Annotated in this window: 16 protein-coding genes and 2 pseudogenes; 4 read left to right on the top strand and 14 right to left on the bottom strand. The window is 70.3% G+C overall.

Features of this window, described 5'->3' with window-relative positions; genetic code table 11:
* Nucleotides 1-14: 14 nt before the first annotated feature.
* Nucleotides 15-953 carry a fumarylacetoacetate hydrolase family protein gene (locus tag G3I78_RS30950; RefSeq protein ID WP_164430558.1) on the bottom strand — a complete coding sequence of 313 codons (939 nt, stop codon included), beginning with the start codon at nucleotides 951-953 and terminating at the stop codon, nucleotides 15-17.
* Nucleotides 950-2,095, bottom strand: a complete 1,146-nt coding sequence (locus tag G3I78_RS30945; protein ID WP_164430556.1) for a VOC family protein — start codon at nucleotides 2,093-2,095, stop codon at nucleotides 950-952. The genes G3I78_RS30950 and G3I78_RS30945 overlap by 4 nt, the downstream gene beginning before the upstream one ends.
* 138 nt (nucleotides 2,096-2,233) lie before the next feature.
* Between G3I78_RS30945 and G3I78_RS30940 the strand changes: the two genes are divergently transcribed.
* The 3 genes and pseudogenes from G3I78_RS30940 to G3I78_RS52240 all read left to right on the top strand — a co-directional run.
* Entirely contained in the window at nucleotides 2,234-2,869 is a 636-nt protein-coding gene (locus tag G3I78_RS30940) for a TetR/AcrR family transcriptional regulator (protein ID WP_164430554.1), read from the top strand.
* A 76-nt stretch (nucleotides 2,870-2,945) separates the two neighbouring features.
* Nucleotides 2,946-3,065, top strand: a pseudogene (locus tag G3I78_RS30935) (helix-turn-helix domain-containing protein); the annotation flags it as partial.
* A 623-nt stretch (nucleotides 3,066-3,688) separates the two neighbouring features.
* Nucleotides 3,689-3,868, top strand: a pseudogene (locus tag G3I78_RS52240) (IS5/IS1182 family transposase); the annotation flags it as partial.
* 58 nt (nucleotides 3,869-3,926) lie between these two features.
* On the opposite strand, the gene G3I78_RS30930 reads toward G3I78_RS52240, so the two are convergent.
* From G3I78_RS30930 to G3I78_RS30910, 5 genes are all read right to left on the bottom strand, one after another.
* On the bottom strand, nucleotides 3,927-4,979 hold the full coding sequence (locus tag G3I78_RS30930) for an Ldh family oxidoreductase (protein ID WP_164430552.1): 1,053 nt from the start codon (nucleotides 4,977-4,979) through the stop codon (nucleotides 3,927-3,929).
* A gap of 87 nt (nucleotides 4,980-5,066) precedes the next feature.
* Entirely contained in the window at nucleotides 5,067-6,776 is a 1,710-nt protein-coding gene (locus G3I78_RS30925) for a thiamine pyrophosphate-dependent enzyme (protein WP_164430550.1), read from the bottom strand.
* A gap of 13 nt (nucleotides 6,777-6,789) precedes the next feature.
* Nucleotides 6,790-7,650, bottom strand: coding sequence for an amidohydrolase family protein (locus G3I78_RS30920; RefSeq protein ID WP_164430547.1), 861 nt, complete (start codon nucleotides 7,648-7,650; stop codon nucleotides 6,790-6,792).
* A gap of 121 nt (nucleotides 7,651-7,771) precedes the next feature.
* Nucleotides 7,772-8,980, bottom strand: coding sequence for an L-2-hydroxyglutarate oxidase (gene lhgO, locus G3I78_RS30915; RefSeq protein WP_164430545.1), 1,209 nt, complete (start codon nucleotides 8,978-8,980; stop codon nucleotides 7,772-7,774).
* On the bottom strand, nucleotides 8,973-10,433 hold the full coding sequence (locus G3I78_RS30910) for an aldehyde dehydrogenase family protein (protein ID WP_203615769.1): 1,461 nt from the start codon (nucleotides 10,431-10,433) through the stop codon (nucleotides 8,973-8,975). The genes lhgO and G3I78_RS30910 overlap by 8 nt, the downstream gene beginning before the upstream one ends.
* Before the next feature lie 140 nt (nucleotides 10,434-10,573).
* Between G3I78_RS30910 and G3I78_RS30905 the strand changes: the two genes are divergently transcribed.
* Nucleotides 10,574-10,861: a putative quinol monooxygenase gene (locus G3I78_RS30905; protein WP_164430541.1), complete on the top strand. Its 288-nt coding sequence runs from the start codon at nucleotides 10,574-10,576 to the stop codon at nucleotides 10,859-10,861.
* 6 nt (nucleotides 10,862-10,867) lie between these two features.
* On the opposite strand, the gene G3I78_RS30900 is transcribed toward G3I78_RS30905, so the two are convergent.
* The 7 genes from G3I78_RS30900 to G3I78_RS30870 form a co-directional block, all read right to left on the bottom strand.
* A complete protein-coding gene (locus tag G3I78_RS30900) occupies nucleotides 10,868-11,833 on the bottom strand; it encodes a methionine synthase II (cobalamin-independent)-like protein (protein ID WP_164430539.1) in 966 nt (321 codons plus the stop codon).
* Nucleotides 11,834-11,836: 3 nt separating this feature from the next.
* Nucleotides 11,837-12,313 (bottom strand): heme-binding protein, encoded by a 477-nt coding sequence (locus G3I78_RS30895; RefSeq protein WP_164430537.1) that lies wholly within the window; start codon nucleotides 12,311-12,313, stop codon nucleotides 11,837-11,839.
* The gene (locus G3I78_RS30890; protein ID WP_164430535.1) at nucleotides 12,310-13,095 is read right to left on the bottom strand and encodes an alpha/beta hydrolase; all 786 of its coding nucleotides are present in this window, start codon (nucleotides 13,093-13,095) and stop codon (nucleotides 12,310-12,312) included. The genes G3I78_RS30895 and G3I78_RS30890 overlap by 4 nt, the downstream gene beginning before the upstream one ends.
* 26 nt (nucleotides 13,096-13,121) lie before the next feature.
* A complete protein-coding gene (locus G3I78_RS30885) occupies nucleotides 13,122-13,493 on the bottom strand; it encodes a VOC family protein (RefSeq protein WP_164430533.1) in 372 nt (123 codons plus the stop codon).
* Nucleotides 13,490-14,260, bottom strand: a complete 771-nt coding sequence (locus G3I78_RS30880; RefSeq protein ID WP_164430531.1) for a fumarylacetoacetate hydrolase family protein — start codon at nucleotides 14,258-14,260, stop codon at nucleotides 13,490-13,492. The genes G3I78_RS30885 and G3I78_RS30880 overlap by 4 nt, the downstream gene beginning before the upstream one ends.
* Complete coding sequence (locus G3I78_RS30875; RefSeq protein ID WP_164430529.1) at nucleotides 14,257-15,705, bottom strand: NAD-dependent succinate-semialdehyde dehydrogenase; 1,449 nt, start codon at nucleotides 15,703-15,705, stop codon at nucleotides 14,257-14,259. Before G3I78_RS30875 ends, G3I78_RS30880 begins: the two co-directional genes overlap by 4 nt.
* Nucleotides 15,706-15,767: 62 nt before the next feature.
* Nucleotides 15,768-16,679 carry a VOC family protein gene (locus G3I78_RS30870; RefSeq protein ID WP_164430527.1) on the bottom strand — a complete coding sequence of 304 codons (912 nt, stop codon included), beginning with the start codon at nucleotides 16,677-16,679 and terminating at the stop codon, nucleotides 15,768-15,770.
* Nucleotides 16,680-16,747 lie beyond the last annotated feature (68 nt).

Here is a 16,747-nt window from a genome sequence, read left to right as displayed (position 1 = left end):
GCTCGCTTCGGGTCTCAGTGCGCGTCGGCCACGGGTGTGCGCTGCTCGCCCAGGTCGATCCGAGCGTCCGGGGTGGCGATGGTGGCGGTCACGACATCACCGGCGTGCAGGTAGTGCGGGTTCATCGCCTGAGCCTTGAAGAACGCCTTCCACTTCACTGCGGGCGGCAGCAGCGCGCCGATCTTCTCGACCGGCTTCGACGGAGCCTTCAGGGCTGTACCACCGGGGGTGCCCGTCAGCAGCAGGTCGCCGGGCTGGAGCGACTGGAAGCGAGCCAGCAGGGTCAGCGCCTGCGCCGGCCGGACGATCATGTCCGCCAGGGTGCGGTCCTGGCGCAGCTCGCCGTTGACGCTCAACTTCAGCCGCAGGTCGAGGAGACGCTCGAACTCGTGCGGCTCCAGCAGGGTCAGGTGGGGCCCGGTCGGCGTGAAGGTCGGGTACGACTTGCTCTCGTAGAACTGCGTCTTGGTCAGCTGTACGTCACGGGCACTCACGTCATTCGTGATCACCAGCCCGGCGACGTACGACGGCAGGTCCCGCTCCTCGACGACGGTGCCCAGCGGCAGCGGCGCCCCCATGACGAGGCCCAGCTCGATCTCGTAGTCAAGGAACTTCACGTGCTCCGGGCGGACGATCGTCTCGCCCGGTCCGCTCACCGAACTCGACGCCTTGCGGAAGAAGGCGGGCGGGATGTCGCCGGTGAAGCCCGAATCGCGCGCGTGGCTGCGGTAGTTGACCATCTGGCAGACCACCCGGCAGGGGGTGGTGACGGGCGAGAGGGCGCCCAGATCCGCGACCGGAGTGCCCGTCTCGTCGGAGGCGGCGGTCTCCGCGACGGCGGCACGCTCGGCGAGCAGTTCGGCGGTGGTCGTCGCCTTGGTGTCGATGGGGACGGCGCGCTCGCCGCGCACCACCCACCAGCCGTCGGCGGTGCGCAGGACGTTGGTGCTCATGAGTTCACGGCTTTCAGCAGGCCCAGCAGGCGGGCGGGGTCGAGTTCGTTGTCACCGCGCAGGGCGTGCAGCACCTCGCGCAGCTTGGCGGGCGACGGCGTGGCGCCGAGGAAGTCGCGGGTGGCGGGCGGCCCCCACTGGGCGAGGCCGCTGGTGGACATGGGCGCCCAGCCGGGTTCAACGTCGCAGGAGAAGAGGTCGCCGTCGGCGAAGTGCTCCAGCATGAAGTGGTCGGGGTCGCGCCAGTAGTCGAAGAGCTGGCTGCCCTGGATGTGCCGACCGATGCCCCAACTGCGCTTGTAGCCGCGCTCACCCAGGTACTCACCGCCCGCGGCGATCGAGTCGAGGTCGGTGACCTGGTAGGCGGAGTGGACGTAGCCCGTACCCGGGCCGAGGTGCATGGCGAGGGTGTGGTGGTCGGCCGGGACGCCGCCGAGGTCGCAACGGATGAAGGCCATCGTCGGCCCGCGTCCGCGCTGTCCGTCCAGGAACAGGAAGTCGGACACGATCATCCCGAGGGTGTCCAGGTACCACTCCAGGGCCCGGCCGAACACCCGCGTCTCCAGCACCACATGTCCGAGGCGCTGGATACGGGACGGCTCGCGGGGCGGGCGCTGGGCGGCGTTCGTACGGCGGTGCTCGGTTCCGAAGTTCAGCAGCAGCGGCTGCTGGCCCGGCAGTTCAGGCAGCCGCTCAGCGCAGTGCACCACCCGAACTGGGAAGCCCGATGGGTCGAGCAGATCGACCGCCCTGCCGCCGCCTGGCACGTCGGAGTCCCGCACGGAGGTGCCCGTCGCCCTGGCCAGCCGGCCCAGGTCGGCCGACTCCGCCGCGCGGAAAGCCGGGCCGATGAAACGCGAGGTCCGCCCGCGCCGGATCACCATGCAGGGCGAGCCGGCGAAAGTGCCCCGCAGCCACAGCTCCCGCTCCGTGCGGGCGGCGATCTGGAAGCCGAAGTCGCGGGCGAAGACCTCCGCCCGGTCCAGGTCGGGCTTCTCGAACTCCAGCCAGGCCAGGTCGGCGACCTTGATCGCGGGGTTCCGGGACCGGCCCGGGTGCTCGCCGCGCAGGGCGCCCTGCTCACTGTGCAGGTCCTGATGAGGTGTCGCGACGGCGGCTGCGGCCACGCGTGTTTCAGACATGGTGCCCTCCGAGCAACATTGCCGTATTGAGGAAATCATCAACTTTGACAGACACTTCGTCAATAGGCCTACCGGAAGGAAAATGAGGGAATCATCAGAACTGTGGTGAGCCTTGTCTCCGCGGCTAGACTCTGACGCATGCCCACGTCAGCCCCGTTCAGCAACCGGTTCGAGCGACGCCGCGCCGAGACCCGCCAGGCGCTTGTCCGCGCCGCTCGCCAGATCCTCGCCGAGACCGGGGACACCAGCGCCAGCATCCAGGTGATCGCCGAGCGCGCGGATGTCGGCTTCGGCTCCTTCTACAACCACTTCGAGTCCAAGACGGAGCTGTTCGAAGCAGCGGTGGTGGACGCCCTGGAGGAATTCGGCCAAACCTTCGACGAGCACCTGGCGGAGATCGACGACCCGGCGGAACTCGTCGCCGCCGGCTTCCGGCTCAGCGCCCGCATGGCCGATTCCCACCCGGAACTCATCCAGGTGCTGCGCCACCGCGGCCTCGGCCATCTCCACTCCGACAACGGCCTGTCCAGGCGGGCCCTGCGCGACCTCCAGGTCGGCATCAGTTCCCGCCGCTTCACCAGGGTCGAACCGGTCATCGCTCTCTCCGCACTGGGCGGGACCCTGCTCTCCCTCTTGGAGCTGAGGTTCGCCCGCCCGGAACTCGACGGCGACGAGGCCGCCTCGAACCTCGCCGAGATGACCCTGCGCATGCTGGGCGTCCCGCACGACGACGCCCACGAGATCGCCCGGCGCCCGCTGCCCGAACTGGGGTGAGTACCCGGCACCACGTCTTGCGAAGGACACCACTCATGGCCGACACACAGGCCCCCGCAGGACACGCGCGAACGGCGTGGAGTCGCGTCGGCGGATCCTCGACGCCGCCCTGGAGATCGCAGGCGAACGCGGCTACGAGAGCACGTCCATCGCGGCGGTCAGCGCCAAGTGCGGGCTGCCCGCCAGCTCGATCTACGATCAGGCCGGCGGTGGCGGCACCCGTGCCGTCGTCCGCCGACGCCCCGGAGTTGACCGCGCCCAGGAGTGCGAGCAGATGGGCCTCGATGGCGCCCTGAGCGGGCCCGACGGGACGACCGTGCGGAAACGCCCTGAGCCTGTCCCTCGGCGAGGATGCCGCCGACCGTCTCGCGCGCCTGGTCCGGACCGAGGTTCTGGCCTGCTAGGCCGATCAGTGTGCGACAGCAGTCCCCGACCGGCCAGAGGGTGAGAACGAAACGCGCCAGGACACTCAGGGGGCCGAAGGCGCGTGAACTCGTCGCGGCGATCGCCAGACGTACCGCCTCCGCGGCCTCCTCAGCCAGATCCGCGACCAGCGCAGCGCGGCCGGCGAAGTGCGTGGAGACGGTGCGCCCCGATCCCGAAAGCAGGCTCGAGAATGCGGGTGCGCGTATGGCGCGTCGCGCGGCGGCGCCGTGTTGCCAGTGGCGGAGCTGTCGATGGGGTCGGGCTGCTCACGTGGGCACCTCGGCGTGGAGAAGGAAGGGGGCAACCGCGGCATTTCCACATCGACGAACAAGCCACTGATCTACTCATCGATGCCCAACTAACTCTCCGCCCTGGGCCATCGCCGCCAGCCCGCTGCCGGCCGGCGAGGAAGCCGACAACAAGGAGCATCGCCCGCTCCGTGCGCGAGTCGAGCACGCGATCGACCGGCTGAAGAACTACAACATCCTCCGTGACGCCCGCCAGCCCGGCGAGGGCCTCCACCATGCAGTCCAGGCAGTCGCCCGCATGCACAATCTCGCCCTGACCCCGTGATCAGCACAGCCGTATGGCGGGCCGTGACCTGCACACTCCCGTCCTTCTGCAACGCCCTTCAGCTCGGCACCTCGCTCCCCAACTCGGCAGCCCTATCCGCCAGTTCACGCCACACCTTCGCCGGTACCGGAATCCCCTTCGCGCCGCGCTCTGCGGCCACCATGGCGCTCCGTTCGCCCGGGTAGTAGATGTCGTCCGCGCCCTCCGCCACTGGCAGGCCCTTGAGCATGTTCAGGGTCGCGTCGACGCCCTGCGTGAAAGTCTCCGTGCCACCGAAGGCCGCCGGGTCCACCGCGATGAGCAGGGCGTTCTGGCGGTGCTTGCGGCTGTTCGGGGCGTCGCCGTGGAACGCCGCGAAAATCGGCGCGCCGACCAGCACGCTGGTGAGGATCTCGAAGGCCAGGGACATACCCGAACCCTTCGCGCCACCCAGCGGCAGGGGCATGACCGCCGCCGCGGGGTCGGTGGTGGGAGTGCCGTCCTCCGCCGCGGCCGCGCCCTCCGGCAGGGGCGTGCCGCTCGCCTTCGCCTGGCGGATCTTGCCGAGAGCGATGGTGGCCGTGGCCATGTCCAGCAACAGGGGCTCACGGCTCTCGGACGGTACGGCGATCGCGAGCGGGCTCGTCGCCACGGCCACGCCCTGCACTCCCGTGTACCCCATGTTCGGCATCCCGGCGACGAACCCGATCCCGACCAGCCCCTGGTCGGCGATCTTCGAGACGTAGTACCCGATAGCCCCGGTGTGCACCGTCTCACGCACACCGACCGAGGCGATGCCGGTCGTACGGGCACGGGTCACCGCCTCTTCGGCGGCGGCGGAGAGGGCCACGGGACCGGGCGCGCGGTCGGCGTACAGGACGGCGGCAGCCGGGGTCGTGGACTCCACCTTCATCTCGGCCCGGGCGTTGGCCACGCCCTTGGCCAACAGGTCCAGATAGGCCGGCACCCGGGCGATCCCGTGCGAGTCCACGCCACGCAGGGCGGCCCAGACAAATACGTCGGCAGTGGTGGCAGCGTGCTCCGCACTCAACCCACCCTTCTCCAACAGCGCAGCGGAGAACACCCGCAGATCATCTGCGGGAACCAGAACCTTGGGAGGTGCATCGGACATCACGAGAAAGCCTCCTGAACATGGAGCACCCCTCAGGGGCGCAGGTAACTGCGCGACCAGCGACAACCGGCCTGCAGACAAATGAATTCAGCGCGAAACCAGCACATCGACAACCGCAGTCGTCCCCGACGCCGCCGCCTTGAACGCCCGCTCCAGCGCAGGCCCGACCGCCGCCCGCGTATCGACCGTCTCGGTGTGCATCCCGAACGGCTCGGCGAAGGACGCCAGTCGAGGCAGCCGGCGAAGATCCGTCCCCCACCACTCCCCCGTCTCCGCAGCCGCCCCCTCCGGATAGAACCGCCGATGGTTGAGGTTCATCGACTTGTAGACCCGGTTGTTGAACACCACGATCAGCAGCGGGAGTTCATACGCCTTGGACGCGTCGTACGACGGAATCACCGGGTTGTAGGCGAACGCCCCGTCCCCGACGGTGAGCACCACCGGCCGCTCCCGGGCGGCGAGTTTGACCCCGAGCGCGACCGCGATGCCCTGCCCGAGTCCGCCCTGGACGTAGAAGTACGAGTCGGGAGCCGAGGTCTGCACATGCCGCTTCACCACCCGGCTGTGCGTGATCGTCTCGTCCACGACGACCCCGTCCGTACCGTCGAGCAGCTTGCGCAGAGCGGCCGCGAGGAACACCGGCTCGACGCCCTCGGCCTCCGCGGCCCTCGTCTCGGCGGAGTCGATCGCGGCCCGCTCGGCGGCATGCCGCTCCTCCTGCGCCGTACGACGCGCTGCCACGGCCGCCTCGTCGAGGTCCTTCGCCCGCTTGGCCAGCTGCCGCAGCGTGTTGGCGACGTTCCCCTCCAAGTACCGGTCGGCGAAGAGCACTTGGTAGACCACGTGCGGCCGCTGCGGCACCTCGTCGATGACGACGACCTTCGCCCGGGAGGGCCGGCGCGAGGGCGGATAGAAGGGGGCGCGGCAGTTCACGAGGAGGATCAGGTCCGCCTCGTCCATCCACGGCCCGATATCGCTCCCGGCGTGCAGCGGATGCGTCCGCGGGAAGTTGCCGCAGACCGCCGAGTCCGGCTCGACGACCGGGATGTTCCAGGCCTCCGCGAAGGCGACAAGGGCCTCGAAGCCGCCCTCCTCCCGCCCCGCGGTCTCCGTGACGATCACGGGATTGACGGCCTCCCGGATCAGCTGCGCGACCGGGTCGACCTCCTCCGGCGAGCTGTGCGTGGAGCCGGGAGCGACGAGGGGCTTGGCCTCGCGGCCGTCCCAGTCCTCCAGGAGGATCTCCAGCGGGATGTTCAGGTACGACGGTCCCGCGGGCGCCCGCCAGGCCAGCTCCGCCGCCCGCGTGACCATCGTGGGAAGCGTGTGGACGCTGGCAGCCTCAGTGGCCCACTTGGTGAATGGCTGAGCCACTCCATGCGGGCCGCCCACGATGGACAGGTTGCGGTACCACTGTCCGCCCGGGTCCTGACCGGGCCCGTCCCCGTAGGTGGTCGACTCCGACGAGGAGACCACCATCGGGACACCCGCGAGCAGCGCCCCGTGCACCGCCATCGAGCCCTGCAGCAGCCCGGGCGCCGCGTGCAGCAGCACCCCCTGCGGGCGGCGCTTCACCAGGCCGTACCCGGTGGCCATGCCGACCGCGACGGTCTCGTGAGTCAGGTCCAGATACTCCGGGCAGGGCAGCCCGTCCCGGTGGCGGCGGGCCAGGGACTCCCACACCGGGGCCCACTCGGAGCCCGAGGAGCAGAAGAGGTAGTCGGCGCCGACGGCGTTGAAGGCGGTGACGAGAGCGTCGCCGCCGTCGGCGCCCGGGGAGTTGGTCGTGTCGGTCATCTCTCGTGCTTCCTCAGCCCTCGATCGGCCAGTTCAGGACCTCGGAGATACCGCGGCCCATGATCCATTCAAGCTCCTCGGGCGTGAAGTCCCAGTGCTTGGTGAACTGCTCGATCGTGTCGGTGTAGGTGATGCCGTGGCCCAGCAGACGCGTGATGTCCGTGCCGTAGAAGCAGCGCTGCGGGCCCATCTTGTCGACCATCTCGCGGACGTACTTCTGGATGTTGTTGTTCGGGAAGGGCTGGGTGGAGTAGCCCGGCAGCGCGGAGACCTTGACGTAGATGTTCGGGTGGGCGGCCAGGTCGGCGGTCTCCTGGACCCAGTATCCGATCGCGTCGTCGACACAGCGGGCCATGATGCCCATGTGATCGATGATGATCTTCAGTTCGGGGTGCTTGGCGGCGATCTCCCCGAGCTCGCGCTTCCAGATCGGCGCGTGGACCATCGTCGGGATGCGCAGTTCCTCGGCGATCGGCCAGTACCAGTCGTTGGTGCCGTCGATCATCCAGTTGCGGTCGATCGGCCGGTGGAAGGTCAGTCGCGTCCCCTTGACGTGCGGGTTCTGCGCGAAGTCCTTGAGCATCGCCTTGCCCTCTTCGGGCTTGTTCTGCGGGATGCGGGCCATGATGCCGAAGCGGTCCGGGTGCGCCTCGCAGGCCTCCAGGGCGTAGTCGATGCGGTCGCCCTCCCAGGACGGCGGCAGGATCAGCGCGCGGTTGACGCCGGCCTCGTCCATCAGCTCCAGGGCCTCCTCGTAGGAGAAGGGGTCCTCGCGGTGGCCGTTGAGGCGGATGCGCTCCCGCGCGCCCGGCACCCAGGGGCGGTCCGGAGTCTCTTCCTTCCAGATGTGGATCTGGGTGTCGACGACGAACATGTCTTCAACTCTTTCCGTTGAGCAGGTGGTGGGGTGGTGCGGAAGGAACGCTAGGCGGGCGGTGAGGCCTTGCGGAGTCCCCGGGAGCGCAACCAGTAAGTGCGCCGTACGCAGGGAACTCTCAGGTTGCGGACGGGTTCCGGAACACCGCCTCGACGATGTGCTCGGCGATCGCCATCGAGGCCGTGGCGGCGGGCGAGGGCGCGTTGCGTACGGCGGTGACCCGGCCGACCTGATGGATGCGGAAGTCGTCCACGAGGGTGCCGTCGCGGTCCAGCGCCTGGGCGCGCACACCGACGCCTCCTCGTACGACGTCGGCCACCGTGACGCCGGGCACGTACAGCCGGGCGTCCTTCATGAAGGCCGTCGCGGAGAAGGAGCCGCGGTACTCCCTGATTCCGGTACGCCAGTGCCGGCCCGCCATCCTCCACGCGCCGGGGTAGGCGGCGAGGCCGAGGAGGTCCCTCGGGGAGACCTTGGTCCGGGTGTAGCCCTCTCTGGCGAGAGCCAGGACGGCGTTGGGGCCGACCTCCACGGAGCCGTCCACGCGGGGCGTGAAGTGGACGCCGAGGAAGGGGTAACGGGGGTCGGGCACCGGGTAGATCAGGCCCCGGACCAAGTCCGCCCGCTCGGGCCTGAGCAGCATGTACTCGCCCCGGAACGGGACGATTCGCAGCTCCTGCCTGTCCTGCGCGAGCCCCGCGACCACGTCCGACTGGAGCCCCGCGCACAGGATCAGCCGGTCCACCCGCAGACGCTCCTGTCCGGACGCCACCTCGATGCCGCCGGGGACGGAGGTGATGGAGGTGACCGGGAAGCCGAGCCGCACCTCGCCGCCGGAGTCGACGACGTCCTTGGCGAAGGCGCGGGCGATCGCCGGGTAGTCGGTGATCGCGGTGCGAGGGGAGTGCAGGGCGGCGATCCCGCCGGCGTTCGGCTCGATCTCCCGGATCTCCTCGCGGGAGACCTTCCTGAGGTCGGGCACGTGGTTGTTCCTGGCCCGGTCGTACAGGTCGTTCATCCGGCCGAGTTCGTCCTCGCGTACGGCCGTCACCAGCTTGCCGATCTCGCGGTACGGCAGCTCGCGGTCCTGGCAGTACTCGCGGAGCAGACAGACGCCCCGGACGGTGAGGTCGGCCTTGAGGCTGCCTGGCTTGTAGTAGATGCCGGCGTGCACGACACCCGAGTTGTGGCCGGTCTGGTGGAGCGAGACCTCCCGCTCCTTCTCCAGGACCACGACCCGGGTGCCGGGGCGGCTCAGGGCGATCTCTCGGGCGGTGGCCAGGCCCACGATTCCGGCGCCCACGATGCCGACGGTCTCGTCAGCCACGGGCCGGCTCCCCCAGGTGGACGGCGACCGTCTTGACGCGGGTGGAGAAGCGGAGCACCTCGTCGCCCTGCTCCTTGTAGGCCGTGCCGGAGTCGCGGAAGCCGCCGAACGGCAAGTGGACGTCCCAGCCGGTGGTGGTCGAGTTGACCGCGATCTGCCCGCACTCGACGTCGTCCGCGAAGCGGTGGGCGCTCGCGAGGTCACGGGTGAAGACCGCCGCCGCCAGGCCGAAGTCGGAGTCGTTGACGGCGTCGACGGCTTCCGTGAAGTCCTCGACGGCGCGGACGACGAGGACAGGGCCGAAGACCTCCTCGCGCCAAATGGCCGTCTCGGGGGTGATGCCGGCGAGGACGGTCGGCTGGACATAGCAGCCGTGCGCCCGCTCCCCCGTGGTGTCCGCCGCGCCGCCGGCCAACACGGTGGCGCCCTGCTCGACGGCCCTGGCCAGGTCGGCGAGCACCGAGTCCCGCTGCTTCGGGCTCGACAGCGGGCACAGAGTGGTCGCCGGGTCACTGCCCGGACCGACCTTCAGGGTCTCTACCTCGGCGACCAGCAGCCGGGTGAACTCCTCGTACACCGGCCGCTCGACGATCACCCGGCTGGTGGCGGTGCAGCGCTGGCCCGCCTGGCCGAAGGAGGCGGCGACGACGGCCTTCACGGCGGCCGCCAGGTCGGCGTCCCTGAGCACGACCGAGGCGTTCTTGCCGCCCAGCTCGCCCTGGAAGCGGACGTTGCGGTCGGCGAGCCGGCGGCGGATGCGGCCCCCGACGGCGTTGGAGCCGGTGAAGGTGATGCCGACGATCCGGTGGTCGTCGAGGAGGGCCTCCTCGATCTCCGCCGTACGGCCGGTGACGACGTTGAGCACCCCTGACGGCAGGCCCGCGTCGTGCAGGGCCCGGGCGAAGTGGAGCCCGGAGAGGGGCGTCTCGGTGGCCGGCTTGAACACGGCCGCGTTGCCCGCCGCGAGCAGCGGGGCGAGCTTGCGGGCCGGGGTGATCAGCGGGTCGTTCCAGGGGCTGATCACCAGGATCACGCCGATGGGCTCGCGCTGGGTGTGGGTGCGGTGGTTCGGGCGTACGTCGTGCAGGAGGGTGCCGTAGCCCTGGCGGGCGAGACCGGCGTAGTACTCCAGGAAGTCGGCGGCCTTGAGGGTCTCGCCGTTGGCCTCCGCGAGGGTCTTGCCGTTCTCGGCGGTGACGTCCTTCGCGATCTCGTCCACCCGCTCGCGGATCAGCCGGGCCGCGTCGGTGAAGATCCTCGCCCGCTCGAAGGGGCTGGTGCGCTTCCAGCCGGCGAAGGCGCGTTCGGCGTGGTCGTAGGCGCGGGTGACGTCCTTGGCGGTGAGGGCGGGGATCCGGGCGATCGGGGTGCGGACGTCGGCCGGGTCGTGGACGTCGATCCAGTCGCCGGTCGTCACCCACTCGCCGCCGGACAGGGTTTCGAGAGTACGCATACGGTTCACGACACCTCACCGTGCGGGGGTGGGACCAGCCCCGGGGCGGCAGACATTGGTTGCGCGGCACGCGGGCCGCTCATCAGGGGGTTCGTGCTGGAATCGGCTCGTCCCAGCACGCATTCCGCCGGAGGAAGAACATGGCCTTCACCGTCGTCGCCCACTACCGCTGCGAGCCCGCCGACGCGGACGCGGTGCGTTCCGCGCTGCTCAGGGCCCGGGAGGGCACGCGCACCGAGCCGGCCAACCTGGTGTACGAGGTGCACACGGTGGTCGACCGGCCGGGTGAGTTCCTGCTGTACGAGCGGTACGCCGATCAGTACGGGTTCGAGGCGCACAAGGTCGCCGACCACTTCAGGGAGATCATCGTGGAGACGGTCTGGCCGCTGCTGACGGAGCGGTCGGTGACCTTCGCCGAACTCCTGTGAGGGGCGTCAGAACTCGTTGCCCCACACGTACCGGGCCAGTGTCTCCACCAGGACGAGCTTCCCGCGCTGGCCCTCGGCGGTCAGCAGCGGGCGGCTCGCCACGTCGGCGAAGCCCCGGGACGGCGACAGCGCCGCGTCCTCCAGGTCCCTGAACTCGCCGACCGCGTCGATCCTGGCCAGCACCGTGTCGATGTCCTCGAGGTCGGGCACGGTCGCGTCGACCACTCCCAGGCACAGGTCACGGTCCTCAGGCAGCGTCCGGACCAGGTCGAGCTCGGCCTCGGTGCCCTGGTCGAAGGGGAGGACCCAGCGGTCGGCCGGGATCCCCTCGTACATCTTCTCGATCCGGGAGCGGTCGACCTCCGCAGGCGCCCGCCAGCCGGGGCAGACGGCGACGCGGACGCCCTCGGGGCGTTCGTCGAGGCGTACCGCGTGGGCGTCGACGGCCAGCAGTCCGTCGTCGGGCAACCCGTCCAGGAGGAGCGGGTTGTCGAGCTGGATCAGGCGTACGCCCTTCGAGACCAGCAGGGCGATCTCGGCCCGGACGATCTCCGCCAGGGCCTCGCCCAGTTCACGGACCGAGGAGGGGCCGAGGCCGGGCCGGTAGGTCGTGGCGGCGAGGTACGCCGGGGAGGGCAGCGTCACCTTGGACGCGATCACCGTCAGTGCGGCGAGCTTCTCCGCCCAGTCGGCGACCAGGGGGCCGTCCGCCTTGGGCAGGGACTCCGCGACCCAGCGGACCAGACCGTCGGGTCCGGTCTCGTCGGTACGGCGGAGACCTGACACTCCGTCAAGGACCGCGCTGCGGAAGTCCTCCCGGGGGTAGTCGCCGTCGGTGACGACGGTGGAGCGCAGCTTGCGCTGGTAGGCCACCGCGTTCTCGACCGCCTGCTCTACGCCGGTCGTGGCGAGGTCGGTCGGCCGTACCAGGCTGCCGTGGTGGTCGATGCGGTAGTTGAAGGTGTCCGCCATGGGTCATGCGTCCTTTCCGGACTCGGCCGGCCGGCCCGCGACGCCCCAGGCGGCGAACTCCAGCTCGTAGCCGAGGGACTGGAGGACCTCCTCGGCGATCTGCTGGTCCTCGTCGGCGGTGCCTCCGGCGATGCCGAGGCCTCCGATGATCTCGCCGTCCTTCTTGATGGTGACGCTGCCCTCGGTGGCCATGATCGGCAGGGCGGCGCCGGGGAGTTGGGAGAGCTGGGCGAAGAAGACGGGCTGGCTCTCCTGCCACTTCTTCAGCATCGTGCCGGGGCGTTGCATGATCGCCGCGGTGTAGGCCTTGGCGCGGGCGATGTCCGGGGTGAGCGGACGGGCCCCGTCGGGACGGCGGATCGCGATCGGGAAACCTCCCGCGTCCACCACGGCCACGCTCACCGCCTTTCCGAGGGCCTGGGAGCGCTTGTGGGCGGCGTCGATGATCTCCTCGGCGGCGTCCAGGGTGAGGGTGGTCATACGGCTTCCTTCGGTGCGGTGAGGGTGCGGTGCAGCCGGGCGATCGCCGCGTTGTAGGGGCCCGGGGTCTCCCAGTACATGGAGTGCGGGGCGCCCTCGACGATCTCCAGGTGGGATCCGGGGAGCAGTTCGTGGGCGCGGGTCACGGTCTTCACGCTGAGGACCGCGTCCTTCTCGCCCGCGAGGAAGGCGACCCGGACTCCGGACGCCTGGATCTCCTCCAGGGAGGGCCCGTTGGTGTCGAGGTTGCGCAGGTCCTGCATCTTGGCCACGTTGAACGTGCCCATCTGCTGGAACAGGAAGGTGAGGTCGGCGCGCTCCGACTGGAACGATTTTGTGAGGAGCCGGTCGATCACCGGCAGCTTGACGGCCTCGGCGCGGTCGGCGGCGGCCAGTTCCTTCAGCTCGGGGTGGCTGATGCCGCCCAGGGAGTGGCCGAGGACCACCGAGCTCACCCGCTCGGGGCGCAGCAGGCCGGCGCGCAGGGCGGCGACGGAGCCGATGGACTGGCCGACCAGCATCGCGTCGGTGACGTCCTCGGCGTCGAGGACGGCGACCACGTCACCGGGGAAGTCCTGGCCGTCGAACTCGTCCATGGAGGAGTCGGACTTGCCGAAGCCGCGCAGGTCCACGGTGAGGACGGTGAAGTCGGTGCGCAGTGCGGCGACCTGCTGCCACCAGGCGGCGTGGTGACCGCCGCTGCCGTGCACGAACAGGATCGCCGGACCGCTGCCGTGGCGCTCGTAGTAGAGGGAGGCGCCGTCGGAGTCGGCAATGGGCATGGGAGGTAACTCCTCAGCAGATGTGCTCAGTTGGGGCGCTTGCCGTGCCAGACCAGCTCGATCATGGTGTGGTCGGGGTCGTGGATGTAGCAGAACTTCGACTGGTTCTCGGGGCGTTGGATCGGCCGGGTGTGCCGGATGCCCAACTCCCCCAGGTGTTCCATGAACTCGTCCCAGTCGTCGACCTCGACGGCGAAGTGATAGGGCGCCATGCGCTCCATCTCCTCGACGGGCGTGAAGTGCAGATCGAAGTTGCCCCGGGTCATCAGCACCACCTTGGTGTTGGACTTGGGCATGATCCGCTTCATCCCGAAGACCTTCGTGTACCACTCGGCCGTACGGTCGGGGTCGGTCGTGGGGAAGTTGACGTGGTGGATGTAACGGGGTTCCTTGCTCATGCTCGATTCCCTTCGAGGTGTACGGGGTTGGACAGCACACCGATGCCGCTGATCTCGATCTCCACGGTGTCGCCGGGCTCCAGTTGGCAGGTCGACTCGGCGCCCATCCACAGCACGTCACCGGGGTGCAGGGTGAGGTGGCGGGTCATCTCCACGATGAAGTCGTAGGGGTCGAAGACCATGTCGCCGGTGGGGAACCGCGCGCACTCGGAGCCGTTGACCCGGAGCGTGGTGGTCTGCGTGAGCGGGTCGACGTCCGTCTCGATCCAGGGGCCCATCGGCTTGAAGGTGTCGCTGTTCTTGCTGCGCCAGAACGTGCGGTCCCGGTGCTGCCAGGCGCGGGCGCTGACGTCGTTGCCGATGGTCCAGCCGAAGACGGACTTCCGCGCCTCCTCGTACGTGGCGTGGCGGATCGTACGGCCGATGACGGCGACGAGTTCGGGCTCGGCCTCGAAGCGGCCCTCGACCTCGACGGGCTTGACGATGGGCGAACCGTGGCCGGTGAGCGCGTTGTTGGCGCGGTAGCCGACCTCGGGGCGCTCGGGGGTGTCGGCTCCGGCGTGGGCGATGTGGCGCGGGTAGTTGTAGCCGACCGCGTAGAACACCCCGGGCACGACCGGAGGCAGCCATACGGCCGCCTCGCGCGCCACCGTGCCGATGACGTCCGGTGTGCCCTCCAGCGGGGAGTCGGACAGCAGCTCGATCTCCGACTCCTCCACCCGGCCCCACACCGCCCGGCCGCCGACCGAGACTCGCGCGTACCTCATGGCACCAGCAGGTGGGAGACGCGCTTGGTGACCAGGTAGGCGTCCAGGGCCTCGGGGCCGCCCTCCCGGCCGTAGCCGCTGTCCTTCACCCCGCCGGAGGGGGCCTCGTGGACCGAGCCGCCGCAGTGGTTGAGGGAGAGGATGCCGGCCTCCAGCGCGTCGGAGAGCCTCTCGGCGGTCGCGGCGGAGCGGGTGAAGCCGTAGGCGGCCAGGCCGTAGGGCAGCTGATTCGCCGTGGCGAGTGCCGCGTCCAGATCGGCGAAGGGCACGATCGGCGCGATCGGTCCGAACGGCTCCTCGTGCAGCACCTCCGCGTCCTGCGGTACGTCCGTCAGGGCGGTCGGCGCGTAGAAGTACCCCGCGCGGTCGAGCCGTTCGCCGCCGGTGAGGACCTTGGCGCCGCGGGCGACGGCGTCGGCGGTGAGGCGTTCCATCGCCTTGAGGCGGCGCTCGTTGGCGAGGGGGCCCATCCTGGTGCCGTCGGCCAGACCGTCACCGACGACCAGCGCCTCGGCGGCCTTCACGAACTCAGCGGTGAAGTCCTCGACGAGGCTCTCGTGGACGAGGAAGCGGCTCGGGGAGGTGCAGACCTGCCCTGCGTTGGCGAACTTGGCCTGCGCGGCCTTGCGGGCGGCCTGCACGGGGTCGGCGTCGGCGCAGACGATCACCGGGGCGTGGCCGCCGAGTTCCATCAGGGAGGGCTTCATGACCTTGCCGGCCTCGGCGGCGAGGAGCTTGCCGACGGGGACCGAGCCGGTGAAGGCGACCAGGCGGGTGACCGGGGAGGCGATGAGGTGGGCGGAGACCTCGGCCGGTTCGCCGAAGACGAGGCCCAGGACACCGGCCGGAAGGCCCGCGTCGGCGTAGCAGGCGACCAGTGCGGCGGCGGTGGCCGGGGTCTCCTCCGAGGCCTTGATGACGAGGGAGCAGCCCGCGGACAGGGCCGAGGAGATCTTCCGATTGGGGCCGCCGACCGGGAAGTTCCACGGTACGAAGGCGGCGACCGGACCGAGCGGCTCGCGGCGCACGGTGAGCACGGTGCCGGGGGCCGACGGGATGATCCGGCCGTAGGCGCGGCGGGCGTCGTCGGCGTGCCAGCGCAGGGTCTCCGCGGTGCGGCGGGCCTCGCCGGTGGACTCGGCGAGAGGCTTGCCCTGCTCCAGGGTGCTGATCCGGCCGATCTCGACGGCCCGCTCGGCGATCAGGTCGGCGGCGGCGTGCAGGATCTCGGTGCGCCGGGCGACGGGGGTGCCGCGCCAGACGCGGAAGCCCTCCTCGGCGGCGGCGAGGGCGCGGTCCAGGTCGGCCGCGGCGGCCAGCGGTACCTCGCCAATCGCCTCCTCGGTGGCCGGGTTCACGATCGGGGCGGTGGTGCCGGATCCGCCCTGGCACCACTCGCCCGCGATGTACATGCGGACGGCGGGGTAGCCGTGGTCGGTGGTCATGGGTGGGTGCCTCTCAGGCTGGCTCTAGGGGGTCGCGGTCCGACCGCGCCGGAGGGTGCGGGTCAGGACGCCGGGGCGTCCTGGTCGCGGTTGGTGCGCAGGGCCCAGATGTGGTGCGGCGGGGTGGTCTCGTGTACCCGGGTCTCGTAGGAGTCGTCGACCCGGTCCATGTCGGCGGCGTACTCCACGCGGCCGCCGCAGGGGGCGTGCAGGAAGCGGAAGACGTTGGAGCCGATGGTGTGGCGGCCGAGCCTGCGGGCCTCCCGCCAGCCGCGTTCGATCATGAAGTTGCCGCCCTCGACGACATCGTCGAAGCCGGGCACCTCGTAGGCGATGTGGTTGACGCCCGCGCGGTCGGGACGGTGGCAGAGCAGCATGGTGTGCTGGTCGTCGTCGCCGGGGGCCTGCATGAAGACGCCCATCGGCTCGACGACGTCGGTGGGGCGGAAGCCGAGGCGCTCGGTGTAGAACGCGACCGCCTCGTCCTTGCCGGCCTTCGGGATGTTCAGGGCCACATGGCACATGCGCAGCGGATACGCGCGCCCCAGCGGCTCCAGGGCGGTGTTCCAGCGGTGGACCTCGCCGAGCGCGTTGGCGGGGCGCGGGGTGACGGGTGCCGGCCTGGGCCGGGCGAGGGTCAGCCCGACGCCGAAGCCGGTCTCGTCGACGGTGTGGTGGACGCCGTCGGCGCTCTCCCGGATCTCCCGGTCCTTGCCTGCCGCGGCCACCAGTCGCTCCAGTTCCTCCCGGGTGTCGACGCCCCACACCACCTCGCGCAGGGTGGGTCCCGCCTCCACGGGAGGCGGTGACAGGAGCTCCGTGTCCAGGTGGAGCGTCTGTCCGGTGAGCGTCTCGAACACGGCGTGCTCGTCGGTCCGCTCCACCGGGAACAGCCCGAAGTCCTCGAAGAAACGGACACACTCGCCGAGGTCGTCGATGCCGTAGGTGACCGATTCGATTCTCTGGATTCCCATGGACTCCTCGTTTCCGGGTCGCCTCGTGAGCGTAGGTTTCGGCACGCGAGAGCCTCAATGACCCGAGC

Source organism: Streptomyces sp. SID13726 (assembly GCF_010548375.1).
In the GTDB taxonomy this organism is placed as follows: Bacteria; Actinomycetota; Actinomycetes; order Streptomycetales; family Streptomycetaceae; genus Streptomyces.
This window is presented reverse-complemented; position numbering and strand designations above follow the sequence as displayed.